The 26,964-nt window shown below is 55.7% G+C and carries 25 protein-coding genes and 1 riboswitch; of the genes, 16 read left to right on the forward strand and 9 right to left on the reverse strand.

Annotation, left to right across the window (positions count from 1 at the left end; genetic code table 11):
* Entirely contained in the window at window positions 1-915 is a 915-nt protein-coding gene (locus tag HY308_04490) for a lysophospholipid acyltransferase family protein (GenBank protein MBI3897539.1), read from the reverse strand.
* Window positions 908-1,873 carry a lipid A biosynthesis acyltransferase gene (locus HY308_04495; protein ID MBI3897540.1) on the reverse strand — a complete coding sequence of 322 codons (966 nt, stop codon included), beginning with the start codon at window positions 1,871-1,873 and terminating at the stop codon, window positions 908-910. Before HY308_04495 ends, HY308_04490 begins: the two co-directional genes overlap by 8 nt.
* Window positions 1,874-2,067: 194 nt before the next feature.
* Between HY308_04495 and HY308_04500 the strand changes: the two genes are divergently transcribed.
* The 6 genes from HY308_04500 (at window position 2,068) to apaG (ending at window position 7,984) form a co-directional block, all read left to right on the forward strand.
* The gene (locus HY308_04500) at window positions 2,068-3,255 is read left to right on the forward strand and encodes a methionine adenosyltransferase (protein ID MBI3897541.1); all 1,188 of its coding nucleotides are present in this window, start codon (window positions 2,068-2,070) and stop codon (window positions 3,253-3,255) included.
* A 39-nt stretch (window positions 3,256-3,294) separates the two neighbouring features.
* Window positions 3,295-3,376: riboswitch (S-adenosyl-L-homocysteine riboswitch) on the forward strand.
* Between the two features lie 21 nt (window positions 3,377-3,397).
* Window positions 3,398-4,813: an adenosylhomocysteinase gene (locus HY308_04505; protein MBI3897542.1), complete on the forward strand. Its 1,416-nt coding sequence runs from the start codon at window positions 3,398-3,400 to the stop codon at window positions 4,811-4,813.
* Window positions 4,814-4,924: 111 nt separating this feature from the next.
* On the forward strand, window positions 4,925-5,773 hold the full coding sequence (metF, locus tag HY308_04510) for a methylenetetrahydrofolate reductase [NAD(P)H] (GenBank protein MBI3897543.1): 849 nt from the start codon (window positions 4,925-4,927) through the stop codon (window positions 5,771-5,773).
* Window positions 5,767-6,717 carry a prolyl aminopeptidase gene (gene pip, locus HY308_04515; GenBank protein MBI3897544.1) on the forward strand — a complete coding sequence of 317 codons (951 nt, stop codon included), beginning with the start codon at window positions 5,767-5,769 and terminating at the stop codon, window positions 6,715-6,717. The genes metF and pip overlap by 7 nt, the downstream gene beginning before the upstream one ends.
* The gene (locus tag HY308_04520) at window positions 6,717-7,544 is read left to right on the forward strand and encodes a symmetrical bis(5'-nucleosyl)-tetraphosphatase (GenBank protein MBI3897545.1); all 828 of its coding nucleotides are present in this window, start codon (window positions 6,717-6,719) and stop codon (window positions 7,542-7,544) included. Before pip ends, HY308_04520 begins: the two co-directional genes overlap by 1 nt.
* A gap of 56 nt (window positions 7,545-7,600) precedes the next feature.
* Window positions 7,601-7,984 (forward strand): Co2+/Mg2+ efflux protein ApaG, encoded by a 384-nt coding sequence (apaG, locus tag HY308_04525; protein ID MBI3897546.1) that lies wholly within the window; start codon window positions 7,601-7,603, stop codon window positions 7,982-7,984.
* Window positions 7,985-7,993: 9 nt separating this feature from the next.
* Here apaG and gyrB read toward each other — a convergent pair whose 3' ends face one another.
* From gyrB to dnaA, 3 genes are all read right to left on the reverse strand, one after another.
* A complete protein-coding gene (gene gyrB / locus HY308_04530) occupies window positions 7,994-10,423 on the reverse strand; it encodes a DNA topoisomerase (ATP-hydrolyzing) subunit B (GenBank protein MBI3897547.1) in 2,430 nt (809 codons plus the stop codon).
* A 124-nt stretch (window positions 10,424-10,547) separates the two neighbouring features.
* Window positions 10,548-11,648, reverse strand: coding sequence for a DNA polymerase III subunit beta (gene dnaN / locus HY308_04535; GenBank protein ID MBI3897548.1), 1,101 nt, complete (start codon window positions 11,646-11,648; stop codon window positions 10,548-10,550).
* A gap of 248 nt (window positions 11,649-11,896) precedes the next feature.
* Window positions 11,897-13,351 carry a chromosomal replication initiator protein DnaA gene (dnaA, locus tag HY308_04540; protein ID MBI3897549.1) on the reverse strand — a complete coding sequence of 485 codons (1,455 nt, stop codon included), beginning with the start codon at window positions 13,349-13,351 and terminating at the stop codon, window positions 11,897-11,899.
* A gap of 127 nt (window positions 13,352-13,478) precedes the next feature.
* Between dnaA and rpmH the strand changes: the two genes are divergently transcribed.
* The 9 genes from rpmH (at window position 13,479) to HY308_04585 (ending at window position 20,005) form a co-directional block, all read left to right on the forward strand.
* Complete coding sequence (rpmH, locus tag HY308_04545) at window positions 13,479-13,613, forward strand: 50S ribosomal protein L34 (protein ID MBI3897550.1); 135 nt, start codon at window positions 13,479-13,481, stop codon at window positions 13,611-13,613.
* A 4-nt stretch (window positions 13,614-13,617) separates the two neighbouring features.
* Window positions 13,618-13,992: a ribonuclease P protein component gene (gene rnpA / locus HY308_04550; GenBank protein ID MBI3897551.1), complete on the forward strand. Its 375-nt coding sequence runs from the start codon at window positions 13,618-13,620 to the stop codon at window positions 13,990-13,992.
* Entirely contained in the window at window positions 13,977-14,216 is a 240-nt protein-coding gene (yidD, locus tag HY308_04555) for a membrane protein insertion efficiency factor YidD (GenBank protein ID MBI3897552.1), read from the forward strand. The genes rnpA and yidD overlap by 16 nt, the downstream gene beginning before the upstream one ends.
* Window positions 14,209-15,840: a membrane protein insertase YidC gene (yidC, locus tag HY308_04560; GenBank protein ID MBI3897553.1), complete on the forward strand. Its 1,632-nt coding sequence runs from the start codon at window positions 14,209-14,211 to the stop codon at window positions 15,838-15,840. Before yidD ends, yidC begins: the two co-directional genes overlap by 8 nt.
* A 10-nt stretch (window positions 15,841-15,850) precedes the next feature.
* Window positions 15,851-17,200, forward strand: coding sequence for a tRNA uridine-5-carboxymethylaminomethyl(34) synthesis GTPase MnmE (gene mnmE, locus HY308_04565; protein ID MBI3897554.1), 1,350 nt, complete (start codon window positions 15,851-15,853; stop codon window positions 17,198-17,200).
* A gap of 221 nt (window positions 17,201-17,421) precedes the next feature.
* On the forward strand, window positions 17,422-17,586 hold the full coding sequence (locus HY308_04570) for a hypothetical protein (protein MBI3897555.1): 165 nt from the start codon (window positions 17,422-17,424) through the stop codon (window positions 17,584-17,586).
* Window positions 17,587-18,122: 536 nt separating this feature from the next.
* Window positions 18,123-19,001, forward strand: a complete 879-nt coding sequence (locus HY308_04575) for a type VI secretion system tube protein Hcp (protein ID MBI3897556.1) — start codon at window positions 18,123-18,125, stop codon at window positions 18,999-19,001.
* Entirely contained in the window at window positions 18,998-19,516 is a 519-nt protein-coding gene (locus tag HY308_04580) for a hypothetical protein (protein ID MBI3897557.1), read from the forward strand. The genes HY308_04575 and HY308_04580 overlap by 4 nt, the downstream gene beginning before the upstream one ends.
* Window positions 19,517-19,546: 30 nt before the next feature.
* Complete coding sequence (locus tag HY308_04585; GenBank protein MBI3897558.1) at window positions 19,547-20,005, forward strand: hypothetical protein; 459 nt, start codon at window positions 19,547-19,549, stop codon at window positions 20,003-20,005.
* Between the two features lie 22 nt (window positions 20,006-20,027).
* Here HY308_04585 and HY308_04590 read toward each other — a convergent pair whose 3' ends face one another.
* From HY308_04590 to HY308_04605, 4 genes are all read right to left on the reverse strand, one after another.
* A complete protein-coding gene (locus HY308_04590) occupies window positions 20,028-20,708 on the reverse strand; it encodes a hypothetical protein (protein ID MBI3897559.1) in 681 nt (226 codons plus the stop codon).
* Between the two features lie 245 nt (window positions 20,709-20,953).
* A complete protein-coding gene (locus tag HY308_04595; protein MBI3897560.1) occupies window positions 20,954-22,933 on the reverse strand; it encodes a DUF3488 domain-containing transglutaminase family protein in 1,980 nt (659 codons plus the stop codon).
* On the reverse strand, window positions 22,920-23,828 hold the full coding sequence (locus HY308_04600) for a DUF58 domain-containing protein (protein MBI3897561.1): 909 nt from the start codon (window positions 23,826-23,828) through the stop codon (window positions 22,920-22,922). The genes HY308_04595 and HY308_04600 overlap by 14 nt, the downstream gene beginning before the upstream one ends.
* Before the next feature lie 9 nt (window positions 23,829-23,837).
* On the reverse strand, window positions 23,838-24,788 hold the full coding sequence (locus HY308_04605; protein MBI3897562.1) for an AAA family ATPase: 951 nt from the start codon (window positions 24,786-24,788) through the stop codon (window positions 23,838-23,840).
* A gap of 249 nt (window positions 24,789-25,037) precedes the next feature.
* Between HY308_04605 and mnmG the strand changes: the two genes are divergently transcribed.
* Window positions 25,038-26,954 (forward strand): tRNA uridine-5-carboxymethylaminomethyl(34) synthesis enzyme MnmG, encoded by a 1,917-nt coding sequence (mnmG, locus tag HY308_04610; protein ID MBI3897563.1) that lies wholly within the window; start codon window positions 25,038-25,040, stop codon window positions 26,952-26,954.
* Window positions 26,955-26,964 lie beyond the last annotated feature (10 nt).

Genomic DNA, 26,964 nt, shown 5'->3' on the forward strand with positions numbered 1-26,964 from the left:
TCAATAAAATTTCGGCTCGCCCTCTGGTCGCGTTTTAAAGCGTTTGTGCAACCAAAAATACTGCGACGGCGCTTGTCGCACCGTGTGTTCGACCGCGGCATTCATGCGCATCGTATCTTGTTGCGGATCGCCGCTCGGAAAATCGGTGAGCGGCGCTTCGAAGACAACTTCGTAACCCTTGCCCCACGGCAGTTGCCGAGTCCAACACGGAATCACCACTGCATCGGCTAATGCCGCCAGCCGGCCGAGCACGGCGAAGGTGGCGGTGGGAATACCAAAAAATGGCGCGAACACGGAGTTGCGCCGGCCGGCGTCTTGATCAGGCAAATAATAAAGTGGCTTTCCGGCTTTCACTTGGCGAATGAGCGTGGTCAACGGCTTGTTGTGCTCGATCAGCACCGCGCCGTGACGTTGACGGGCGCGATACATGAGCGCGCTGATGAGTCTGCTTTTCGGATGACGGAACACGGTCACGATCGGCCGCTCCTGGCTAACACGCATGCCGCCGAGCTCGAGCCCAAGAAAATGGGGTGCCAGTAAAATCACGTTGCGGCCGGCGGCAAGCGCGGTGTCGTAATGTTCGCGACCGCGGACGCCGACCAGCCGACGCAGTCGCGCCGGCGAACCCCACCAAGCAATGCCCGCGTCAAAAAGCGCCTGACCGAAACCTCGGTAGTGCGCGCGGACGAGCGCCTCGTGCTGCTTAGCGGATAACTCTGGAAAACAACGCGAGATGTTGCGCCGCGCGACTCGGCGGCGGATACCCAAGCCATAGGCGAGCCAACCGATAGTGGAACCAAGCCCGGCGAGCAACGGCAGCGGCAAACGACTCAACAGAAACAAGCAGCCGATGCCGATCCAGCTTAGCCAATAGCGAGGATGGACGAAGTTATCACCCACTTCAGTGTTAGCCATAGGGCGAGGGCGCCCCTTTTGGGCGGGTTTTGAAAAGTTTGAATGTCCACAAGTACTGCTCGGGCATCGCCCGAATGCCTACTTCGAGCGCCTGGTTCATGTGCGTCGCATCTTCGAGCGCGTTACCGGTCGGGAAGTCGGCGAGCGGCGGATAAAGCACCACCTCATAGCCACGCCCCCACGGCAACAACCGTGCGAAGCAAGGAATCACGACGGCATCGGTCATGCCCGTCAGCCGGCCTAATGTCGGTAAGGTGGCGGTCGATACCCCGAAAAACGGTGCGAACACCGAGTGCTTGGGACCGAAATCTTCATCCGGCAGATAGTAAAAAACGCGCCCCTGCTGCAAACCGTGCACGACTGGCCGTAAGCCCTGCTGACGCCCCAACAACTCAGCGCCAAACCGCATGCGGCCGCGATTGATGAACCAATTGACGACGGCATTGCGTTGCGGCTTGTACATCGAGAACGTCGCATGCTCGGCCGACAACACTGCGCCGCCTAAATTCATACCGACGCAGTGCGGAACTAACAGAATAACGTGGCGTCCTTGGCGAAGCTGATCCCGGTAATGCTGAATCCCACGAAAGCGCACCATGCGTTTCAGTCGCTTACGCGAATTCCAGGCTAAATGACCGAGATCGGTAAAGCTCTGGCCGTAAACGCGGTAGTGCCGGCGCAACAGGCGTCGGCGCTGACGCTCGGATTTTTCGGGAAAGCACAAACGCAAATTGACGCGGGCGATACGCCGGCGCTTGGCGTTCGCCAGGTACATCAGCCAACCGAACAGCGCGCCAAGTGCGCGCGAGACTATCAGCGGCAATAACGCGATCCCCCCGAGAAATAACACGACCAGCCACATGCCCCAGTGACGCGGCGCGAAGTGGGCGCGACGTAAACGGAGGCGATGAAACGCGATCGCACGGCCAGCGGCGGTTTTGCGGATAACAGAATTCACGTTAACTAGCGTCGCCCCTGGCGGTGCATCGGTGTCTAATCCGTGGAAAAAACAGGGCTAAACCGGCCAAAACATATAGTCATGCCGTAAGTATGCCCGAAGCCCGTCGTAGTCAGGAGACGGCTGCGTTGCAAAATACTTCTTGCTAGACTGCCCGCCTTCTCGGCGAACAACTATTTGGCGGAGTCCCATTAATGGCTGATACCTACCTCTTTACTTCGGAATCTGTTTCCGAAGGGCACCCGGATAAGGTGTGCGATCAAATTTCCGATGCGGTGCTCGACACTATCATCGCTAAAGAACCACACGCACGCGTTGCCTGCGAAACACTCGTTAAGAACAACCTCGTCGTCCTCGGCGGTGAAATCACGACGAATGTCGTCGTTGATTTCGATCGCGTCGTGCGCGATGTCATTAAGCGCATCGGTTACACCAGCGAGATGGGTTTCGACCCGGAAACGGCAACCGTGCTCGCCGTCATTGGCAAGCAATCGTCCGACATCGCTCAAGGCGTGGACGAAGGCACGGGCCTCGATCTCGAGCAAGGCGCCGGCGACCAAGGCTTGATGTTCGGTTATGCCACGAATGAAACCGACGTGCTGATGCCGATGCCGATCACGCTGTCACACCGCCTGGTCAAGCGCCAGTCGGAGCTGCGCCACAACGGCAAGCTCAAGTGGCTGCGTCCCGATGCGAAGTCGCAAGTGACGGTGAAGTACGTCGATGGTAAGCCAGCTGGCATCGATGCCGTCGTACTGTCGACGCAACACGCGCCAGATATTAAGTACGAAACGCTCAAAGAAGCGATCATCGAAGAAGTGGTGAAACCGGTGTTGCCGAAAGAATGGCTCAACAAGGACACCAAGTACTTCATTAACCCGACCGGCAACTTCGTTATCGGTGGCCCCGTCGGCGACGCCGGCGTTACTGGCCGTAAGATTATCGTCGACACCTACGGCGGCTATGCCCGTCATGGCGGCGGCGCGTTCTCCGGTAAGGATCCGTCGAAGGTCGACCGTTCGGCCGCTTATGCCGGTCGCTATGTCGCGAAAAATATCGTCGCTGCCGGCCTGGCCGAGCGTTGCGAAATCCAAATCGCTTATGCCATCGGTATTGCCAAGCCGGTATCGATCCATGTCGACACTTTCGGCACCGGCGCCATCCCCGACAGCCGCATCGTCGAGCTGGTGCGCGCGCACTTCGACTTACGGCCGAAGGGCATCGTACAAATGCTCGATCTGCTACGACCGATCTATCAGGCAACCGCTGCTTACGGCCACTTCGGCCGGACCGAAGCGGCATTCACGTGGGAGCGCACCGACAAAGCTGCCGCGCTGCGCGACGCTGCCGGTTTAAAGGCACGGGCCGCCATTAGCGCATAACAATCAGCAGGACACCGCCGCACAGTGCGGCGGCCGCGGCCCACCGAGGAGCGTTGCAGCAGGATCCTCTCCTGTCAGGCTCGGTGGGCAGTCGGTTCAATCGCAACGGCGCTCGCTCATTCATTTATATGAGGAGCTAGCAGTGAACGCTATCGTTAATCAGAAGTTCGAAGACTACAAAGTTGCTGACCTGTCGTTGGCCGATTGGGGCCGCAAAGAAATCCGTATCGCCGAAAGCGAGATGCCGGCGTTGATGGCGATCCGCGAGGAATACGCCAAGAAGCAACCGCTCAAGGGCGCGCGCGTCACCGGTTCGTTGCACATGACGATCCAGACCGCGGTGCTGATTGAAACGCTGAAAGCGCTCGGTGCGGAAGTGCGCTGGGCCTCGTGCAATATTTTCTCCACCCAAGATCATGCCGCCGCGGCCATCGCTGCCAGCGGCACGCCGGTGTTTGCTTACAAGGGCGAAACGCTCGACGAGTATTGGGATTACACCCACCGCATCTTCGAGTTCGGCGACAGCCAAGGCCCGAACATGATCCTCGACGACGGCGGCGATGCCACGTTGTTGCTGCATCTGGGCATCAAGGCCGAGAAAGATCAATCGGTATTGGCCAAGCCGGGCAGCGAAGAAGAGAAGTGCTTGTTCGCCTCGATTAAGCGGACGCTGGCGTCGAAACCGAATTGGTATTCGACGATGGCGAAAGAAGTGAAGGGTGTCACCGAAGAGACGACGACCGGCGTGCATCGGTTGTACCAGATGCACAAAGAAGGTCGTTTGTTATTCCCGGCAATCAACGTCAACGACTCGGTGACGAAGTCGAAGTTCGACAACATCTACGGTTGTCGTGAATCACTGGTCGACGGTATCAAACGCGCCACCGACGTGATGGTCGCTGGTAAGGTCGCTGTCGTTGCCGGCTTCGGCGAAGTCGGCAAGGGCTCGGCGCAAGCGCTGCGCGGTTTGCAAGCACAGGTGTGGGTCACCGAAATCGATCCTATCTGCGCACTGCAGGCGGCAATGGAAGGCTATCGCGTCGTGACGATGGAATATGCGGCCGACAAGGCCGACATTTTCGTGAGCGCCACCGGCAACTTCAATGTCATCACTCATGAACACATGAAGCGCATGAAGAACAATGCGATCGTGTGCAACATCGGTCACTTCGACAACGAGATCGAAATTGCGGCGCTGAAGCAGTACAAATGGGAAAACATCAAGCCGCAGGTCGATCACATCATCTTCCCGGATAACAAGCGCATCATCTTGTTGGCCGAGGGCCGCTTGGTGAATTTGGGTTGCGGCACTGGACACCCGAGCTACGTCATGAGCTCGTCGTTTGCCAACCAAACGCTGGCGCAGATCGAGCTCTACAGCAACACCGCCAAGTATCCGCTCGGCGTGTACATCCTGCCAAAGGCGCTCGACGAGAAAGTTGCACGGCTACAGCTGAAGACGCTGAACGCCCAGTTGACGCAATTGACCGAAGAGCAGGCCAATTACATCGGTGTGGCGAAGGACGGTCCGTACAAGACCGACCATTACCGGTATTAATCGGCGCGCCGAACGGACTTTCTCTTTCGGGCGATAGGATCGCCTCCCTCTCCCTTTGGGGAGAGGGAACGAGGAAGAGGAGGGTTGGTGTAAATCTTCGACTCGATCATCATGGATTCCCAGAAAAAGCGTCCCCGTACTTTCAGCTTTGAATTCTTCCCCGCCCGCGACGATGCCACCCGCGCCAAGCTGCGCGAAGCCACCGCGCAACTCGCGCAACTCAAGCCCAAATATTTTTCTGTTACCTACGGTGCCGGCGGCTCCACGCGCGAGTGGACTCTCGATACGGTGCGTGACATCAAAAATCACGGGCTGGCGGTCGCGCCGCATTTCACCTGCGTTAGTGCGTCGCGCGCGAGCCTGGCGGAACAACTGCACGCCTATAAGGCGCTCGGGTTGCGTCACATCGTCGCTCTTGGCGGCGATATGCCGGCGGGACAAATATGGCCGGGAGAGTTTCGTTATGCCTATCAACTGGTGGAGTTGATTCGACAAGAGACCGGCGATCACTTTCACATCGAGGTTGCCGCTTACCCAGAAGTTCATCCACGTGCCACCCGTTCGGAAGACGACTTAAAAAATTTCAAACGCAAAGTCGATTGCGGCGCCAACTCCGCGCTGACGCAATACTTTTACAACATCGATGCTTACTTCCGCTTCATCGATGACTGCGAGACGATTGGTATCGATTTGCCGATCGTGCCCGGCATTATGCCGATCATGAATTACAAACAGCTCGCGCGTTTTTCTGATGCTTGCGGTGCCGAGATACCGCGCTGGATTCGCAAGCGGTTGGAAAGCTACGGTGACGATCTCGATTCGATCCGTGCGTTCGGACTCGATGTCACTACCGAGTTGTGCGATAAGCTGCTCATGGCCGGTGCACCGGGACTACACTTCTACACCATGAACCGCGCCGGTCCGACCTGCACAATTTGGGAACGCTTGGGGTTATCGTGAGTCTCTTTCCGGAAATTGAACCTTATAAAACACATCGTTTAGCTGTTGATCCGCCGCACGAGCTTTATATCGAAGAGTGCGGTAACCCAAAGGGTCTACCGATTTTGTTTGTCCACGGTGGCCCCGGCGCCGGTTGTGAAGCCTCGCATCGACAGTACTTCAATCCATCGCGTTATCGCATTGTGCTATTCGATCAGCGCGGTGCTGGGCGCTCGACGCCGCATGCTTGTTTAGAACGCAACACCACCAGCGACTTGGTTAATGATATAGAGCACATTCGCCAGCATCTTGGCATCGAGCGCTGGGTTGTCTTCGGCGGCTCGTGGGGTTCCACGCTGAGTTTGGTTTATGCCGAAACCTATCCAGAGCGAGTACTCGCTCTCATTCTTCGCGGCATTTTTCTGTGTCAACCGTGGGAAATTCGCTGGTTTTATCAAGAAGGCGCCAATCGACTTTTCCCGGATTATTGGGAAGATTTTATTGCGCCGATTCCACAAAACGAGCGCCATGATTTCTTACAAGCGCACTACCAACGCCTGATCAGCAACGACGAAGCCGCGCGACTGGCCAGCGCTCGTGCCTGGTCGGTTTGGGAAGGGCGGACCGCGACACTAACGCCGAATCAAAAGGTGGTCGATTTTTTCAGCAGCACGCACACAGCGCTGTCTCTCGCACGCATCGAAGCGCACTATTTCGTGAACCATATTTTTCTACCGCCGGATTACATCCTGCGAGAGGCGCATCGGCTGCGAAATATTCCGGGCGTCATCGTCCATGGGCGCTATGACGTCGTTTGCCCATACAGCAATGCCTTTGAGCTGAAACGGGTATGGCCCCAGGCGCGTTTACAACTAATTCCGGATGCCGGTCATTCTGCATCTGAGCCGGGCATTCGCGCGGCGCTAGTGCAGGCCACCGAAGAAATGGCAGTACAGTTCGGTTAATGGCGCTCTATGCCATTGGTGATGTGCAAGGGTGTTACGACCCTCTGCAACGATTGCTCGAAAAGATTTCGTTCGATCCACAACGCGATCAAGTCTGGTTCACGGGAGATCTAGTCAACCGCGGGCCGCAGTCGGCCGACGTACTGCGCTTTGTTGCCGGCCTGGGCGATAGTGCCATTACGGTGCTCGGCAATCACGATCTACATCTGCTTGCTGTCGCTGCCGGGGTTGAGTCCCACCGAAAGCGCGACACCCTGGATGGTGTTTTGTCCGCACCCGATCGGACGGAACTCCTTTCTTGGTTGAAGACCCGGCCGCTGTTACACCATGACCCGAAGATTGGTGTAACACTGGTTCATGCCGGACTGCTTCCCGATTGGGATTTAGCGCTTGCGCAAGAATGTGCCCAGGAAGCGGAAACCGTTATAGGGGGGGCCAAAGCTACTGATTTTTTTCGCATAATGTACGGCAATCTACCGGATCGTTGGTCACCCGAATTAAGCGGCTGGGAACGACTGCGTCTGATCGTGAATGCGTTTACACGTTTACGATTCTGTACCGCCGATGGACGCATGGATTATGCGCATAAAGGAGCCATTGGTTCGCAGCCCGCTGAATTAATGCCATGGTTTCAGGTACCCGGCCGCCGTTCGTGCGATCAACGCATCGTTTTCGGCCATTGGTCCACGTTGGGTCAATGGTCGAACGATGGGGTTATGGGTATCGATACCGGCTGTCTATGGGGCGGGGCGCTGACAGCGGTTCATCTAACAAAAAATCCTCTGGAGTTCACCCGTGTCGATTGTTGCAGACAAGCAACTCATTAACGTGCAAAAGCAGTCCTGGCAGTGCACAATTCAAGATAAACGTACGTTCCCTCTCTATGACTGACTCCCTGAAACATGCCATCGAAGTGACGGTTAAGACGTCTTATGTCCCGTCCCAGTCTGCACCCGACAGTAACCGTTACGTTTTTGCTTATACCGTGACTATTACTAATTCAGGCGCTGTGCCAGCTCGGCTGCTGACACGACACTGGGTTATTACTGATGCAAATGATAAGACCCAAGAAGTTCGAGGGGAGGGTGTCGTTGGCGAGCAGCCCTATCTCGTGCCAGGAATGAGCTTCGAGTACACCAGCGGGACCATCCTTGAAACACCGGTCGGTGTTATGCACGGCAGTTATCAGATGGAAGCGGACGACGGTACTCGTTTTGATGCCGAGATACCGGCATTCACGCTCAGCGTACCGCGGACGCTGCACTAAGCCGACGTTTTACACGTCGAGATTACTAACTAGCAGCGCGTTCTTCTCAATGAATTCGCGCCGCGGTTCCACCTGATCACCCATTAACATACTGAAGATTTCGCCGGCAGCAACATCGTCGTCGGCGTTCACCTTTAGCAAACGGCGGACCTGTGGATCCATGGTTGTTTCCCACAGCTGATCGGGGTTCATTTCGCCGAGACCCTTATAACGCTGTATGGTTTGACCCCGCCGTGCCTCAGCCATTAACCATTCGAGCGCCGAATCGAACCCGGTAACGATTTCACTGCGCTCGCCCCGCTGTACGCTGACTTCGCTGCTGAAATATTGACCTAAAGTCTCGCCTAGCGAGCGAATTGCGGCGTAGTCCGACGTACTGAAAAATTCCATATCAATTTTCGATTGGGTAATGCTGCCGTGCTCGTATCGATTGACCTGGACTTCGTGAAGCTGCGTACGGCTATTTAGAGTAAGGCTGGTCTCAAATCGTAAAGCGCCACTAGGATCGTTGTTAACACGATCTTGCAACTCCACCACGAACCGACGCATTTGCTCAGCATCTTTAGCCATGGCTGCATCGACCGTTGGCAGATAACCCAGCTTTTGCAGAATCTTAGCGTCGTAACGACGTGACAGGCGACGGATACTTTCTTGCATCGCAAGATAACGGCGCGAGAGCTCGGCAAGCTCGCTGCCAACTAGGGTTCGGTCACCTTTTAACACCAAGGCTGCGTCGTCAAGGGCAGCTGTCAGTAGATGTTCCTGGAGTTCCGCATCATCTTTGAGATAGCGTTCCTGTTTACCTTGCTTGATTTTGTAGAGTGGCGGCTGCGCGATGTAGATGTGGCCACGGGTTATCAGGTCGCCCATCTGCCGGAAAAAGAACGTCAACAACAAAGTACGGATATGCGATCCGTCGACATCAGCGTCCGTCATGATGATGATACGGTGATAACGCAACTTGCTGATATTGAAATCATTAGCACCAATGCCAGTACCGAGCGCCGTAATCAGGGTCGCCACTTCTTGGGATGACAACATCCGATCAAAGCGCGCCCGCTCGACATTGAGGATTTTACCTTTGAGCGGAAGCACCGCCTGAAAGCGCCGGTCGCGCGCTTGTTTGGCAGACCCACCGGCGGAATCGCCCTCGACGATGTAGAGCTCGCATAACGCCGGATCACGTTCCTGACAGTCGGCCAATTTACCGGGTAACCCAGCCAGATCGAGGGCGCCCTTACGCCGCGTCATTTCGCGAGCTTTACGAGCCGCCTCGCGGGCGCGCGCCGCTTCGATAATCTTCAGCGCAATAGCGCGGGCTTCCGTTGGATTCTCGAGTAAAAACTCTTCTAATTTCTCGTTAACGACCGATTCAACGATGCCCTTCACTTCGGACGATACGAGCTTGTCTTTGGTCTGCGACGAGAACTTAGGATCTGGAACCTTAACCGACAACACCGCCGTAAGGCCTTCGCGAGCATCATCTCCGGTAGTGGCGATCTTCTCTTTCTTCGAGACACCGGAGTTCTCGATATATTGATTGAGCGTGCGCGTCATCGCCGCGCGCAAACCCGCGAGGTGTGTTCCACCATCGCGCTGGGGGATGTTATTCGTGTAGCAAAAAATCGTTTCCTGGTATGAGTCGTTCCATTGCATGCTGAGCTCAACCGTCGTCCGTCCGCGTTCGGCGGAGATATGGATCGGCTTCGGATGCAATGTGGTTTTGCTGCGGTTTAGGTGCTCGACAAAGGCGGCAATGCCACCTTTGTATTCGAAAATATCTTCTTTTGCCGTGCGTTCGTCTCGCAGGGTTATGCGGACACCTGGATTGAGAAACGAAAGCTCTCTTAATCGCTTTGCAAGAATATCGTACTGAAACACGATATTCGTGAAGATCTGTGAGCTCGGCTTAAACCGAACGTCGGTCCCTGTTTCGAGGGTTTCGCCGACAACAGCGAGAGGAGCCTTAGGCTCACCAAGCAAATAGGTCTGATGGTGAATCTTCCCTTCCCTGCGTATTGTCAGCTCCAAGACGTCGGAAAGCGCATTGACGACCGAGATGCCGACGCCATGTAGGCCGCCAGAAACCTTATATGAGTTTTGGTCGAATTTTCCGCCGGCATGTAGCACCGTCATGATCACTTCAGCGGCCGATCGCCCCTCTTCCGGGATAATTCCGGTAGGAATGCCACGACCGTTGTCTGAGACGGTGATCGCACCATCCGAATGGATGGTGATTTTGGTATCCGTGCAATAACCCGCTAATGCTTCGTCGATCGAGTTATCGACCGCCTCAAAAACCATGTGGTGTAACCCACTGCCGTCATCGGTATCACCAATGTACATTCCTGGCCGCTTACGAACAGCGTCTAGCCCTTTGAGGACTTGAATGCTGCTGGAATCGTAAGTAGGAGCGTTTTGAGGGGTAGCTGGATCCATGCGGTTCGTATTGTACCAGTTAGGGTTAATAGAAACTGCTGGGATTAATGCTTTTAAACCATGCGGGCGCCGTTAGCGCTGTTCCACGTGGAACTAGTAAATCCGGTTCCACGTGGAACAGCTATTACAAGCGCATCGGCATAACGATGTATCGGGTATTTTCGTTGTCTATCGCTCGAAGCGTACAGCTGCTGTTGGGGTCGTTTAGCCCCAAGATGATCTCTGGAGAGCTGATCGCGCTAGCAGCCTCGATGAGATAATTAACATTGAAACCAATCTCCAACGATTCTCCGCTGTAAGTGGTTTCGAGTTCCTCAAGGGCCTCCTCCTGCTCCGGGTTATGAGCACTGATGCTCAAGCGCCCAGTTTCTAAACTTAATCGAACCCCTCGATACTTTTCGTTTGCCAAGATCGAAACGCGGCTGAGGGCTTCCCGAAATGCATGGCGATCCAATTTAATAGACTTATTTTGGTTTGCGGGAATGACTTTGGTGTAATCCGGGAACCGCCCGTCAATCAGCTTCGACGTAAAAATGAGATCGGAGAATGTTAGCCGTATATGGTTAGCGCCAATGTCGACGCGAACGTTCTCGTCAGAATTAGTAAGTAACCGAGCAATTTCCTGTATACCTTTCCGCGGAACGATAATATCGACACCGCTAGAAAGGTCTGAAGGCGACTCAATATCGGTCATTGCCATCCGATGTCCGTCCGTTGCGACCGCGCGCAATCGTTTTCCAGAAATCTCCAAAAAGAGGCCATTGAGGTAATAACGGACGTCTTGTTGCGCCATACAAAAAGAGGCGCGGTCTAGCACATTTTTTAGTGCCGATTGACTAATAGTGAGTGCTTGCTCAAAGGCGCCGCTAGCGATCACGGGGAAATCGGTGGGCGGTAGGGTAGAGAGGCTGAATCGGCTTTTTCCCGCCTTCAGTGCGATTTTTTCACCGTTTTTCAAGAGAGTAATAACCGCACCTTCCGGTAGAGCACGGCAAATATCGAACAACTTTCTAGCCGGTACCGTGAATTCACCAGCTCCTTCAACTTTTCCTTCCGCCGTAGCAACAACTTCCACTTCCAGGTCTGTTCCTGTCAGCGTTATTTTCCCGTCTTCAACTCGGAAAAGAATGTAGGAAAGGATCGGTAGTGTTTGTCGTCGCTCAACAACGCCAGCAACTACTGAAACTGGCTTTAACAGATTTTCCCGTTGAAGTTGAATTTGCATAGTGATCGCGAATTGTCGATTTGTTAAAAGTAATTAAGTTAAGTAGATAAGTTAATAGTGGTTACTATTAAGGCCGGCAAATCTGTTGATAAGTTCGACAATCGGGCTCGACACTCGGCGTATTTCCAAATTTCTGCTGTAGATAAAACACGCTGAGTCTGTGTATAACGTCCTATATCCTGTGATCATAACCCGGCTTTCTCCACAGATGAAAACCGATAAAAATCTATCCACAACTCATCCACAGCTTATGTCGTAAGTATCCGCAGCAAATTATTGTAATCCTCATGCACACGCGGATCTTTGGACGCCAGCTCTTCAATCTTGCGGCAAGCGTGCAACACGGTAGTGTGATCACGACCCCCAAATGCCTCGCCAATCTCCGGCAAACTGTGATCGGTTAGCTCCTTTGCTAACGCCATAGCAACCTGCCGCGGCCGAGCGACTTGCCGCGACCGATCCTTAGCGTGCAGATCGGCGATGCGAATCTTGAAGTACTCAGCGACCGTTTTCTGAATATTATTAATCGTAACAAGACGTTCTTGGAAACTAAGAAGGTCCTTCAGGCTATCGCTAGCAAGCTCGATATCGACCGGCCGGCCCATAAAGAAGGCGCTCGCCAATACGCGCCGTAAGGCGCCCTCAAGCTCGCGCACGTTTGACCGCACCCGCTTGGCGATAAAAAAAGCCACCTCTTCTGTGAGCTCAATACCTTCTTGCTTTGCTTTGTTGATGAGGATCGCAACTCGCGTTTCCAGTTCTGGCGGCTCAATAGAAACCGTTAGGCCGGATCCGAATCGAGAAATTAGTCGTTCTTCGACCCCCGTAAGTTCTCGGGGAAAGCGATCAGATGTGATGATGATTTGGTGCTTGGCCTCAACTAAGGCATTGAAAGTATGGAAAAATTCTTCCTGCGAACGTTCTTTGCCAACGAAAAATTGAATGTCGTCAATCAACAGCGCGTCGAGGTTGCGATAGGTTCGTTTGAACTCGTTGATGGAATTATGCTGTAGCGCTTTGACCATATCGGCCACAAACCGCTCGGAATGCACGTAGGCGATATTGGCATCGGGGTTTCGTTGCAGCACTAAATTGCCGGCTGCCTGCATCAGGTGGGTTTTTCCTAACCCCACACCGCCATAAATAAAAAGTGGGTTGTAGGCGCCACCAGGGTTTTCGCCCACTTGTTTGGCCGCGGCTCGAGCTACTTGGTTCGACTTACCCTCAACGTGACTTTCGAAGGTGAAGTCAGTGTTGAGACGCCCGAGCGCTGGGCCGCGTCGCTTGTTGTCTTCATTGGCGATACGGGGAGCATTGTTACTAACGCTGCTCGCATCGCTCGACCGGCGAATTTGACTACTACCGACCTCAATTAAGACTTTGGGTTCGGCGATATTGCTGTATTCCGCTACCAGTTCGCCAATGCGGACCACAAACCGTTCCCGCACCCATTCCATGACAAATCGATTGGGCGCGAGCAGACGTACACCGTCGCCTTCATACACTGGCTGAAGCGGCCGTATCCACGTATTAAATTGTTGCGGGGACAATTCCTCTTCAAGTCGCTCGAGGCATTTGTCCCATACGGTCGTCTGTGTAGTCACTGCGCTCACGAGATGAGTACGAACGGGGAGGGGACGGCAGTCTAGCGGGTAACGCCAAGGCGTTCCAGAGCGGTTGAGCGCGTCAAAATGAACGCGCATCGTGTCGCTGATATTGCGACGATTTTCACACCGTTTTGGTTGACAAGGATGTCGCGATCCAAGTAACGTTGCCCGCCCTAAAAGGGGTGGCACATCGGCTGTGCCCCACAACTGAGAGAACACGACCATGCAACGCACTTATCAACCCAGCGTCCGCAAACGCAAGCGTACCCACGGCTTCCGCGCCCGCATGCGCACTGCCGGTGGCCGCAACGTTATCAACAGGCGTCGCGCCAAGGGCCGCGCTCGACTGAGCGCCTAGTCGTTTGCGGCGCGCGCCCGCAGCGCCCGCGTTGGGCCTGCCGCGCAGCCGCCGACTGCGCCGATCGGTAGAATTCCAGGCGACCGCGCGCAACGGTTTCAAAGGCCGTGATGCGCTTTTTATCGTTACCGCCGCACCCAACGACAACGGACCTCGCATCGGTGTAGCCGTTTCTCGGCGAGTCTCCACCAAGGCGGTAACGCGCAATCGGATCAAACGCCAGATCAAGGAATCCTTCCGTTTACATCAACAGGTACTCCCGCGTTTTGATATCGTCGTCGTTGCGCAAACGGCGGCAGCGGCTACCGCTAACGTTGAGCTTGCGCGCTCCCTACATTCCCACTGGCAACGGTTAATACGCAGATGCGCCGCTTCTTGATCGGGCTTATTAAGCTTTACCGTTACTTGCTGAGCCCATTGCTCGGCCGCCATTGCCGTTTTCATCCGACGTGCTCGGCATACGCCATTGAAGCCATCGACACTCATGGCGCGTTGCGCGGCAGCGGATATACCCTGTGGCGCTTAGCGCGCTGCCATCCCGGACACTCCGGCGGCCTCGACCCTGTTCCGCCGCCCAAACAATCGACACCAAACTATGGATAATTTCCGTCTCGCTCTATTTCTCGCACTGGCTGTTATCTTGGGATTGCTTTGGCAGGCCTGGCAACAAGAACATCCGTCAGCTCCACCGGTCGCCACGTCGACCGCGACCAGCGTTTCCGATGCCACTATTCCTAGCGCGCCGACCACGGCCGCTGCACCCGCTGCTGCTGCACCCAAGGTAGAAGAGTTGTTGCACGGCCAACGGATCGAAGTTGTCACCGACATGGTTCGGGCAGAGATCGATACTCACGGCGGTGATCTACGCCAGCTTTTGTTGCTAAAGCATCCGGTATCGGTCGATAAGCCCCACGAACCGTTTGCGCTATTGCAAGAAACGCCGTCGCAGGAAATGTTCATCGCCCAATCTGGATTGATTGGCCGCAGCGAGGACTATCCGACCCATAAGACGTCGTTCACCGCTGAAGCTACCAATTACACACTCGCGGCGGATCAAAATGAGTTACGCGTGCCGTTGTCATGGCGCGGCGCTGACGGCGTGCAGTACAGCAAGGGTTATGTGTTCCACCGCGGAAGTTATGTCGTCGATGTTGAGTTCGTCGTCCATAACACGACCAAGAAAGAATGGGCTGGTTTCTTCTATGGCCAGTTCGAGCGCGCCCATGTGGATCAACGGGGAATGTTCTCGTTGCCGATTTACGTCGGCGGTGCGATCTACACGCCCGAGAACAAGTATCAGAAAATTCCGTTCGCCGACATGGCGTCCAAACCGCTGAAGCGCGAATCCATCGACGGCTGGGTCGCAATGCTGCAGCATTATTTCGTCGGCGCTTGGATTGCCGGACCGACCGATCGCAATGAGCTCTACAGCGCGGTACTGCCGAATCAGAACCATGCCATCGGCTTAAAGAATCTCACACCGACCCAAGTCGCACCCGGCCAGACCGGCAAGTTACACGCCCGTCTTTATGTGGGTCCAAAAGCGCAGGATCAGCTGAAGGATGTCGCACCCGGCCTTCAGCTCACCGTGGATTACGGTTGGTTAACGATCATCTCGGCGCCGCTTTTCTGGTTGCTCAAGTGGATTCATCACTGGATCGGCAATTGGGGTTGGTCGATCATTTTGCTGACGATAACGATCAAGCTCGCGTTCTATCCGCTATCGGCGACAAGCTACAAATCGATGGCGCAGATGAAGAAACTGCAGCCGAAGATGCAGAGCCTGAAGGAGCGTCACGGCGACGATCGTCAGAAATACAGTCAGGCGATGATGGAGCTTTATAAGACCGAGAAGATCAATCCGCTCGGTGGTTGTTTGCCCATCGTGATTCAGATCCCGGTGTTCCTTGCGCTCTATTGGGTACTGCTCGAAAGCGTCGAGATGCGACACGCGCCGTTCGTGTTATGGGTGCGCGATCTATCGAGTCCGGACCCGTATTTTGTGTTGCCGATTCTCATGGGCATCACTATGTATGCGCAGCAGTTGCTCAATCCGCAACCGCCCGACGCCATGCAGCGCCGCGTCTTCATGATCATGCCGATTGCGTTCACGGCGATGTTCTTGTTCTTCCCCGCCGGCTTAGTGCTGTACTGGGCGGTGAACAATCTTCTATCGATCTTGCAGCAGTGGCGCATCAACTCCGTGATCGGCGCCAAGAACAGCTGACGCAACTCGTGTGAGCGCCACCGCAACCATCGTCGCCCTGGCCACTCCGCCGGGGTTCGGTGGAATCGCGGTGGTACGCGTCTCCGGCCCGGCGACGCGTACGCTCACGCAATCCTTGCTCAACGAATTGCCACCGCCGCGGCAAGCACTCACCCGATCGTTTCGCGGCGCCGACGGCGTTGTACTCGACCAAGGGCTAGCGCTGTTTTTCCCAGCGCCGCATTCGTTCACCGGTGAAGACGTCCTCGAGCTTCATGCTCACGGCGCGCCGGTGGTCGTCGATATGTTGCTCCAGCGATTGCTGGTACTGGGCGCACGACTGGCACGGCCGGGCGAATTTTCCGAACGCGCATTTCTCAACGGCAAGATGGACTTGGCACAAGCGGAGGCGGTCGCCGATCTGATCAGTGCCGGTTCGGAAACCGCGGCCCGCGCCGCATTGCGTTCACTTCAAGGCGAGTTTTCGCGCCGCGTGCGCGCGCGCGTCGAGCAACTCACTCGGTTGCGCATGTATGTCGAGGCGGCGATCGATTTTCCCGAAGAAGAGATCGATTTTCTCGCCGACGCGCGCATCGTCGCCGAGCTGATAATGGTCGAAGACGGCTTGACCGAGCTGCTGCAGGCAACACAACAAGGGACATTACTGCATGACGGTATGACAGTGGTGCTTGCCGGAGCGCCAAATGCCGGCAAATCGTCATTGCTAAATGCATTGGCGGAACAGGAAACGGCGATCGTCAGCTCCATCCCCGGCACTACGCGCGACGTGCTGCGCGAACGCATTCATATCGACGGTATGCCGCTGCATGTCGTCGACACCGCCGGGTTGCGCGCAACCGACGATGAAATCGAAAACGAAGGTATCCGCCGGGCACGCGCACAAATGGAACGTGCCGATCGTATTTTATTGTTGGTCGACGATGCTGCCGGCGACACAAAAGCGCTCGACGAAGCGCAACAACGATTGCCACCGCACATTCCACGCACACTCATCCGCAATAAGATCGACCTTTCGCATCGAGCCGCCGGCGTCGTTGAAGCGTCCACCGGCAGCGAGATTGCGTTGTCGACAAAAACCGGCGCCGGCCTCGATACGCTACGTGCACATCTCAAGGCGGTCATGGGCTACCAAAGTGCCGGCGAGGGCACATTCATCGCCCGCCGCCGACATCTCGACGCGGTTGAACGCGCCTTAGTTCATGTTACTCAAGGCCGCACCGCGCTGACCGAGGCGCGCGCCGGCGAGCTTCTCGCCGAAGAGCTACGGCAAGCGCAACAAGCGCTTGGCGAGATCACCGGCGAATTTACCAGTGATGACTTACTCGGCCGAATTTTTTCCAGTTTCTGCATCGGCAAGTAGTGATATTCGGATGTAACGCGGAAGCGCGTCGAGATTATTCAATCAGCCGATAACAAGACATTTTGTATTTTTATCGATGTTGTTACCGCCATCGCCAGCATCCATCAAGCAATCGGCGGCGGCGACCGCAAAAAGTAAATCGAAGTAACACACCCCGGCGGTCCTTGGCACCGTCTATAATGGCGGGGCTTTTTAAGACGCCGACGCGTAGAGGAATTAATGTGAAAGTACGTGAGTTGAAAATCCTGGTAGAAAAGTTAGATGACGACGCGGAAGTCATAATTACGATGAACAGTGACGGCGGCGCTGCCTATATGACGCAATCCGCGTCGCCGACGGACGAAGGCGACCTAGCGATCGACATTATTCACTATTGTCGCGACTGAAAGAGCAGCGCACCGCCAGCATCTGCATGATTATTGAAGTAGCGCCTGATTTATGCCCCGTCGTCTGACGACAGGGCATTTCCTTTGCCGGCCGTAGCAAATAGCCGCCATGCGTAATTAGTTCGATGCACAAATGCCAGCATCACGGTAGCCGCCGAAAGTGGTGTCGACGCACTTTATTAGTCCTTGCGTAACACAGTTCCCGCATCAGAAAATACGATGGCAGTGCCATTTACCTAACCGAAGTTCACGTATTGGTGAACACCGGATGAGGTTTAGAACGTCGGCGCATTTCGCCGGATGATCGGGCGCTGCTTGCAAGGCCGTGCGAAAAGTTCGCAGGTAGAATTGCGCTAACGTAACAAAAAATCGGCTATCAGGGAGGAAGTCATGGTACGCCGCATTAAAACTGTCTTACCCCACCTAGCCCGCACTCTCAGCACTTCCTCGGATACGCCCGCTTGCGTTCAAACAATGCGGCGCATGATCCGTTCATAAGTCGCCGTCTTAAACAAATAATTAAAGGGAGTTGATCCGTGTCCGCATTCCTAAGCTACGAAGGCATTAAAGGCGAATCCTCCGACAAAGGTCACAAAGAGTGGATCGACGTTGAAACCTGGAAATGGGGCACCCACCGTCAAATCACTTCCGCCAGTTCTACGCAGGGCGACCGCGAATCGAGTAATGCGCGAATCGTCGACTTGATCATCACCAAAAAGATGGACAGCGCCACGCCGAAACTGTTTTTAGAATCGTGCTGCGGCACCGGCAAGACCGTTGTACTGCGCTTAACGAAGACCGGCAGCGGCGACGGCGCCGACGTGTTTATGGAATACACGCTGAAGAACGCCCTAATTAGCGAATATAAAGTGGGTGGAAGTCGGCGGCTCTTTGCCGGAAGACCGCAGGAAATCATTACCATCAGTTTTGTCGATCTTGAAACGCGATACACGTGTGTGTTTGGTCTGAGCGGCCCCCTACGGCCTGATTTTATCAGGTGCGAACGATTCGACATCGGCGTGATTCAGGGGGGAATGAAAACGGATTTATTAAAAATCGGTGGAATGCCGCCCACACTGCTGGATCATTGGATTTTTTATGTCGATGTGCCTAAGTGCTTTGTGAAACTCGATGTGCGAAAAAAGAACTTCAGACTCAATGACAAACTTGTCGAAACTACGGAAATGGACTGGACCACTAAGGAGCTTAAAAAAGGTGTCATTTGGCCAACCCCCGAAATTAAATTCCTTAACCGGTTCGTGATGGTGACCGAATATATTTACGGTCCGAAACCCGGTGACGATTCTTGTAAAGGAAAAGAGAATTGGAATGGTTATTTGCACGAAGAAAACCCAGAGAACTTTGCACAGAAGGTCAAAGACTGGCTTTCGTTTAGTTGGATGTTTTCCAAATGAGTAAAACTAAAATGTTCAAATCGGTCGCCGTCGTGCTCGCGGCGCTGCTAAGCGTCTGCTTAATTTCGTCTTGCAGTGTTGAAGCTAAATTAGCGAAGTATCCGGGGCTTAAAGAAAGAGTCGCCGAGTATTATGCGGCAGAACAGCGTAACGATTGGGAGCAATCATATGTATTACGCACGCCGGCTTTTCAAAAAGAAACGCCAAAGGAAACGTATATCGCTGTAATGCGTAGAGATACTACCGGATGGAAATTGAAAGGATATGAAATCAATGCGGTGAAAGAAAAAAATGGCGAGGTCGTTTTATTCATGACCTTTTACCAGGAAGGGCCGCCGAATAATTTCTACAACGAACTCGCACGCTCAAATATTCCGCCGAATACGCCGCCCATTACAACTCTAGAACTGCAAAGCGAAAGCAGTTGGGCTCAACTTGATGGTAAGTGGTACGTCCACGTGTCTGGGCAGCGACTACATTTAACATTTGATGGGCCTTTAGGAATCAATTATTAACACAAACCCGGTCGGCAAACCAAAAATAAAATGTTGAAATTCACCATTACCGCCATTGCGGTACTACTAAGCGCCTGCTTAATTTCCTCTTGCACCGTTGAGGCTCGATTAGTGAAATATCCGGGACTCAAAGAAAGGGTCGTCGAATATTACACAGCACAACAAAAAAATGACTGGGAGAAGGCATACGCGATGCACGCCCCGGAATTTAGGAAAATCAAGTCTAAAGACGAATACACCACGTCAATGAGTAAATACAACATTGGCTGGCGCTTGAAGGAATATGAAATTGAATCCGTAAAAGAAATTGACGGGAAGGTCGTTTTATCAATGAAATTTGAGAGGGAGGCGCCCATCAGTCACTTTCTCCCTGAAATGTCTGCTAAAGGACTTCCGCCTAACATACCACCCGTTAAAGATCTTCAAACGAGTAAGATCGTTTGGATTCAAAGTGACGGCGAATGGTATTTCTACACCGCTGTGAATTGAAACAAATTTTAAGTGAGTTCACTTATCGGCTTGTTTTAAATTGTGGGACCACTTCTGTGTTACCGATACCGGTATTGGCTCGGGTCATCGATCCCACCCACGCCGAGAAATCGATGAGGCCCCACGATCCACTGCCGGCGTTTTCCACCAGCATTCGGCTCACGATGTTATTGCTTGACTGATCGCGGAACGCGACGGCGCTATCCGATATGCCACCGCCGTCGACCGCCAGGCGGTGCAGAATCCAATAATTTTTTGCTTGGACGATGATCCGCTTAAGACGCGCGCGGTCGGCGCTGGTCACGCGCCACGGGTCGTCGCACGCCGTGCCGTCGGTTTTCGCACAACGCAGAACTTTGCGGTTAGTGCTGGCGCCATTGCTGCCGCCGAAGGTCAGCGGCCCGCGCGCGGTGTAATCGCCGGGCTGCAAACAAATCACGACAAAGCCGTCGCCGTTGACATCGCGATCGGGCGATAGCGCGCTCCAGTTGTAGATAGGGCCGGTACTCGGCGTGAGGATCTGATCGCACGCACGCGCGGTGTAGGTCGCGACGTCGACGTTACATTGCGGCCCGCCCGCGCGGCATTCATACGCCGCCGAATAGCCGTTGGCATCCGCCGCGTCGACGGTCCGGCAGAAGGAAATAAGCGTTAGCGCAAAAGCGCAGATAGCTAATCGAGCAACACAATTTTTCGCGTCCATGGCGGTTCAAAATTTCCATTTGAAGGGTATTGAAAAGGTAGGAAGAACCCATTAACGCAACACGACGCCGCGATCACCGGCGCGGATGTGCCGATAATGAGGAGGGAGCTGTGTTAGCAATGCGCAACGCGAAGCGCATTTGCTAATGCAAATGGTCGTTTCGCAAAATGTTTTTGTTGATGAGTGAAGAGGCCGGTGCTTTCGGACGCGTGGGTGGTTCTACGGGATCACATGCATTGCATCGGTCAGCGGACGTGAAATTCGTTTACCGCGCGTTTGAATTCCCGCAAGTCGTCGTTACCGGCGGTCTTGCCGTAGCGCAACATCAAATAGCGCGCGGTAACCGCATTCAGCGTTTGCCCAAGATCCGGGCGCACGCCGCCGGCGCGCTCGGCAAAATCGGCCGGTCCTTCATGCGCCGCGCGGGCGATACCGGCACGCGCTAGCTTGCGACAGAAGCGCAGATAAATACGTTGCACGCGATCCGGCGGCGGCAAGCGTCGCGACCAGGCAGCGTAACCGAGCAACACCGCAAGACAGGTTCCGCCAAGTATCGTCATTACCTGCGTCCAGTCGATGGTTTCAAAGCCGAGTCGACGCAACAAACTTTCTTGTCGATCCTTTTGATAATCGATCACCCAGCGATACCAGGCGATGTTGGTGTAGTCCCAATACAGACGAACCCGCCGGGCGACGTATTCGAACCAAGGTAGCTCGAGCGCTTTAGCTAACAGTGCACTGCCCATGGCGCCCGGCACCAGTCCTTGCGCTTCCAACCGTCGAATTGCATCGAGCCCGAGCTCGACCCGCTCCGGTGCCACCGCGGCGGTCGGATCGACCCGTACCCAGCCGCGTTCGGCTAACCACACCTCGGTCCAGGCATGCGCGTCCGACTCACGAACGATTAAATAATTGCCCGCCGGGTTTAGTTCGCCCCCTTGATAACCGACCACCACGCGCGCCGGCACCCCGACGGCGCGCATCAGAGTGGCGAATGCACTGGCGTAGTGTTCGCAAAAGCCGCGACGTGTGTCGAATAAAAATTGATCGACCGGATCGTTGCCGAGTAACGGCGGTGCTAGCGTGTACACGAAATTTTCGCGACGAAAATGCATCAACACCGCTCGCACGAGCTCCGCCGGGTCGTGGTATTGGCGGCGCAACTCATCGGCGAACGCACGCACGCGCGGTGATAATCGTGGTAAGCGCAGCGCTGCCTGCTGTTCCAGCGGTCGCAACTCGCCGGTGCTGTAGCGCGTGCTCGAGGTGAGTGTATAGCTCGTGCGTTCGCGTATCGGCTCGAGGCTGATTAGCGTCAGCCCCGCGCGCAGCCGGACGTCCTTGCTGGCGACTATCGGCATATCGAGCGCATACAGCCACTCGTTGTTGCTTGGTTCTTGTGTCACTCGATATTGCACCGGTGTGCCGAGTGATCGTACTTTTTCCGGTGTCGCGGTCGATGTGCCGCGGCGCCAGCTGCGGCCGTCGGTTTCCCATAACACCATTCCGCGCCAATACAGCTCACGCGTTGGCGGCGGTGTGTCGGTTAAAAAATCGACTCGCAGCGCAATTTCACTCGATTGCGTGAGCGCATTGATCGAGCCCGGACGCATCTCTTCCGACATACCGGTTTGGCCGGCGTGCACTTCGGTCGGCATACCCCACAAGGTACTACCGAGGCGTGGGAACAGTGCATAGAGAATAAGCAATAGTGGCAACGCTTTTAACATCAGCTCACCGGCCATCCCCAAAGCGACGCGCGCCGTCATCATGTGTTGCAAGCGGATCAACGCAACCAGGCTGGTGGTAACCGTGCCGATCGCCCACAGTGCGCCGGGTAACGTTTGATCGAACAGAAAGCCGCCGAGGACAACCACGTAAAACAAAAACAACGTGAGCATGGCGTCGCGCAAGCCGCGCAGCTCGAGCAGCTTCAGGCCCATCAACGCCACTAGCAGCGCTAAACCGGGTCGATAACCCAGTATCGAGCCGTACTCGCGCAGTAGTGCGTACAGCACCGCCAGCAGCAACAAATAACGTAGCCATCGATTCGGACGAAAAACGTGGAAGCGCTCGATCGAATAACGCCACGCCACCGTCGTTACGAATAGTAAGTTGACCCATGTCGGCAGCTCGCGTGCCAGCCAAGCGGTCGCGAGCAGGCCGGTGAACAGCAACCACGCCAGCGCCGGTCGATTGAACTCGGGTGATTTAGCTTGTGCCATAAAGCGCGAGCGCCTGTAGGCAGCGGTGCTGATGGGCTTCGCCGCAACTGGGAGCGAACGTGGTCGCGCCGAGCCGTAGGCCATAGCGTGCGCCCGCCTGCTCGGCGTCGAGCACGGCGCGACACAAGCGACTCAAGCGTATCTCGTTGTCGATCCCCGGCACTTGGGCAAGATCGAGCCACACGGTTTCACCGACACCACCACTGAATTCTTTCGTCAGCAAGCCGCTGCCGCGGGCAACCGATTTCCAATCGATTTGCCGCGGCGAGTCACCGGGACGATAAGCGCGCACACCGGAAAAATCATCGCCGCTGCCGGTCGGACGTTGATGCGAATCGGTCGCCGATTCACTGGGGGTTCGCCATGACCACGGTTCCGACGGCTTTGGATAAATCAGACAGCGTTCATCGAGCACAAGCCGGCGCGACCACGAGTAGAGAATGCCGAGCGGAAATTGTGTCTTTACGTAAAACGGCGGTAGCGACAGCCAACCCCGCTGCGGCGCCGGCAACCAAAACTCGGCGGTAGCAGTGGCGTGGGCAGCAACATCGACGCAAGCGAATTCGCGCTTGTTATGCACTAAGGCAATGCCGTAGCGCGTGCGTGCGCCACGGTTCAGCAAATGAATGCGGAACATTGCCGTCTCGCCAGCGAACACCGGTATGCAGGTGCCGGCGCGCAGTTGCAGGTGCAATAGATTGCGATCGGTGTGCAGCATCGACACGACGGCAATGGCCGAGAGTAAGAACGTCAGTCCATAGGCGAGTGAATTGTTGTAGTTAATCGACGCGAGCAGCAGCACCACCAACACGCCGGCGAACATCCAGCCATAGCGCGTTGGCAACATGAAAAGTCCACGGCGTTGCAGCACGACTTCGCCGGGGAGCGTATCCATGGGCAACTCTTACGGGATGGGTACAGACTTGATGAGTTGTTCCACTAAGCCGACACGGCCCACTGCCGCCTCTTTCGCTGGCGCCAATCGATGCGCCGCCACTGGCACCGCCACCGCTTGTACATCTTCCGGCAATACCATGTCGCGTCCTTCGAGCAGTGCCCATGCGCGCGCCGCTGCCAACCATGCCAACGCCGCGCGTGGGCTCAAGCCTTGGGCAAAGTCGCCGGACGTACGCGTGACGTCGATCAAATTTTGCAAGTAGTCCAACAACGGTTCGGACGCATGGATGCGCATAGCCTCGCGCTGCAGCATCGCCAATTGCTCAGCGTCGAGTACCGGCTGCAACGATTGCAACGTTTCGCGCCGGTCGCGGCCCTTCAGCAGTGCGCGCTCGGCGGTGCGATCGGGAAAGCCCAAGGTGACGCACATCAAAAACCGATCGAGCTGCGATTCCGGCAGCGGAAACGTACCGACCAAGTGATGCGGGTTTTGTGTAGCGATGACGAAAAACGGTTCGGGTAATTTGCGCGTTTTGCCCTCGGTGCTGACCTGATGTTCTTCCATGGCCTCAAGCAGCGCGCTTTGCGTTTTCGGCGTCGCCCGATTGATTTCATCGGCCAATACCAGTTGCGCGAAGATCGGTCCCGGGTGAAACACGAAACCGCCGCCGTTTGCTTCGAACACCGACACGCCGAGGATGTCGGCCGGTAACAGGTCGGCGGTGAACTGGATGCGGGTGAACTGAAAGCCGAGTACGCCGGCCAGGGTATGCGCGAGTGTCGTTTTGCCGACACCCGGTAAGTCTTCTATTAATAGATGACCACGCGCTAGTAAGCAGGCTAGGCCCAGGCGGATCTGCTGTTCCTTGCCAAGAATGACGTTGCCGACGGCGTCGAGCACGTTTTCTAGCAGGCGCGACGAGCTGACGGCGCCCGTGGTCCGGGGTTTGGGTTGCATGTTCGCTCCGATGCCGGGACGGCTTTATAAAGCTAGTCTAGCAATGGCCGTGCCGTCGCCGATCGACCGCGAAGCGAACCGATTCTCCCTCTCCCCCGCCAGGGGGAGAGGGCAAGGGGTGAGGGAAGAGGCCGCCCGGTTCGTGGGCATAGTTCGTCAATAATTCGACGGGGCGGACTCTCCCGCGTCGAATTCCCGATGGCCGGGAGGATTGGTATGATGCGGTGCCCAACGTCCTTTATCCTTCTTATGAATCACCCCGATAGCTACGACGTCATCGTCATCGGCGGCGGCCACGCCGGCACCGAAGCTGCCATGGCATCGGCCCGGCTCGGCGCGAAGACGCTATTGCTGACGCAGAACATTGAGACCATCGGCCAGATGTCGTGCAACCCCGCGATCGGCGGCATTGGCAAAGGCCATTTGGTCAAAGAGATCGACGCCTTGGGCGGAGTCATGGCGCGCGCCACTGACCGCGCCGGTATTCAGTTCCGTGTGCTAAACGCGCGCAAGGGTCCGGCGGTGCGGGCGACGCGGGCGCAGGCCGACCGCGCGCTGTATAAAGCGGCGGTACGGACGCTGGTCGAAAACCAGTCGAACCTAACGTTGTTCCAACAAGCGGTCGACGATTTGATCGTCGAACAGAATCGTGTTGTCGGCGTGGTGACGCAAATGGGCGTGGTCATTCGCGCGCGCGCCGTCGTGCTCACGACCGGCACTTTCCTCGGCGGTCGTATTCACATCGGTTTATCGAATTACCAAGGTGGCCGCGCCGGCGACCCACCGTCGAACGCATTGGCGGCGCGATTGCGCGATCTCGATTTACGTGTCGGCCGCTTGAAGACCGGCACGCCGCCGCGTATCGACGGGCGTACGCTCGATTATTCGGTGATGTTGCCGCAACCGGGTGACGATCCGTTGCCGGTGCTCTCGTTCATGGGCAATGTCGCCGAGCATCCGCGCCAGGTCGCTTGCCACATCACCCACACCAACGAACGCACGCATGACATCATTCGCGGTGCACTCGATCGTTCGCCGATGTATGCCGGCGTCATCGAAGGCGTCGGCCCACGTTACTGTCCGTCGGTCGAAGACAAGATCGTGCGTTTCGCCGACAAAACCTCGCATCAGATTTTCATCGAGCCGGAAGGCCTCGAGACTCACGAGATTTATCCGAACGGAATTTCGACGAGCTTGCCGTTCGACGTGCAGTGCGAGTTGGTACGTTCGATCAAAGGCTGCGAGCGCGCGGTGTTGACGCGACCGGGTTATGCGATCGAGTACGACTACTTCGATCCGCGTGATTTGCAACCGAGTCTGGAAACCAAAGCGATCGCGGGATTGTTCTTCGCCGGCCAAATTAACGGCACCACCGGTTACGAGGAAGCGGGTGCGCAAGGTTTGATCGCCGGCCTGAACGCGGCGCGCCAGATACGAGAACTTGCCGCCTGGTGGCCGCGACGCGATCAAGCTTACATCGGCGTGCTGATCGACGACTTGACGACACGCGGCACGAGTGAGCCGTATCGAATGTTCACGTCGCGCGCTGAGTACCGATTGTTGCTGCGCGAGGATAATGCCGACTTGCGCTTGACCGAGATCGGCCGCGAGCTCGGTTTGGTCGACGATGCGCGTTGGCAACGTTTCAACGACAAGCGCGATGCGATTGCGCGTGAACAAGAACGATTGCGGACAACCTGGTTGCGACCCAGTCATAAAAACTCCCCTCTCCCCTCGCGGGAGTTTGACGGAACGGCGAAGGCACCGGACGAGTTCGCGCGTGTATTCGGACAACCGCTGACGCGTGAGGCTACGCTCGCGGAATTGTTAACGCGTCCGGAAGTAAATTATGCCGCGCTCATGCAACTCGATGGCGCCGGCCCCGCTAGCGACGATTCGGAAGTAGCGCAACAAATCGAGATCCAAGCGAAGTACGCCGGTTACATCGAACGGCAACACGAAGAAATCGAGCACAACCGGCGGCACGAAGAAACGCCGCTACCGGCCGACTTCGATTATCAAAACGTTCGCGGATTATCGATTGAGGTGCAGCAAAAGTTGTCAGCACAACGTCCGGCCACGCTTGGCCAAGCCGCACGCTTGTCCGGCGTTACCCCGGCGGCCATCTCATTGCTGCTGATTCATTTGAAGCGCAAGCGCGCCTGACAGCGGCTCG

This window comes from Gammaproteobacteria bacterium (genome assembly GCA_016199745.1).
Lineage (GTDB): Bacteria > Pseudomonadota > Gammaproteobacteria > Acidiferrobacterales > Sulfurifustaceae > JACQFZ01.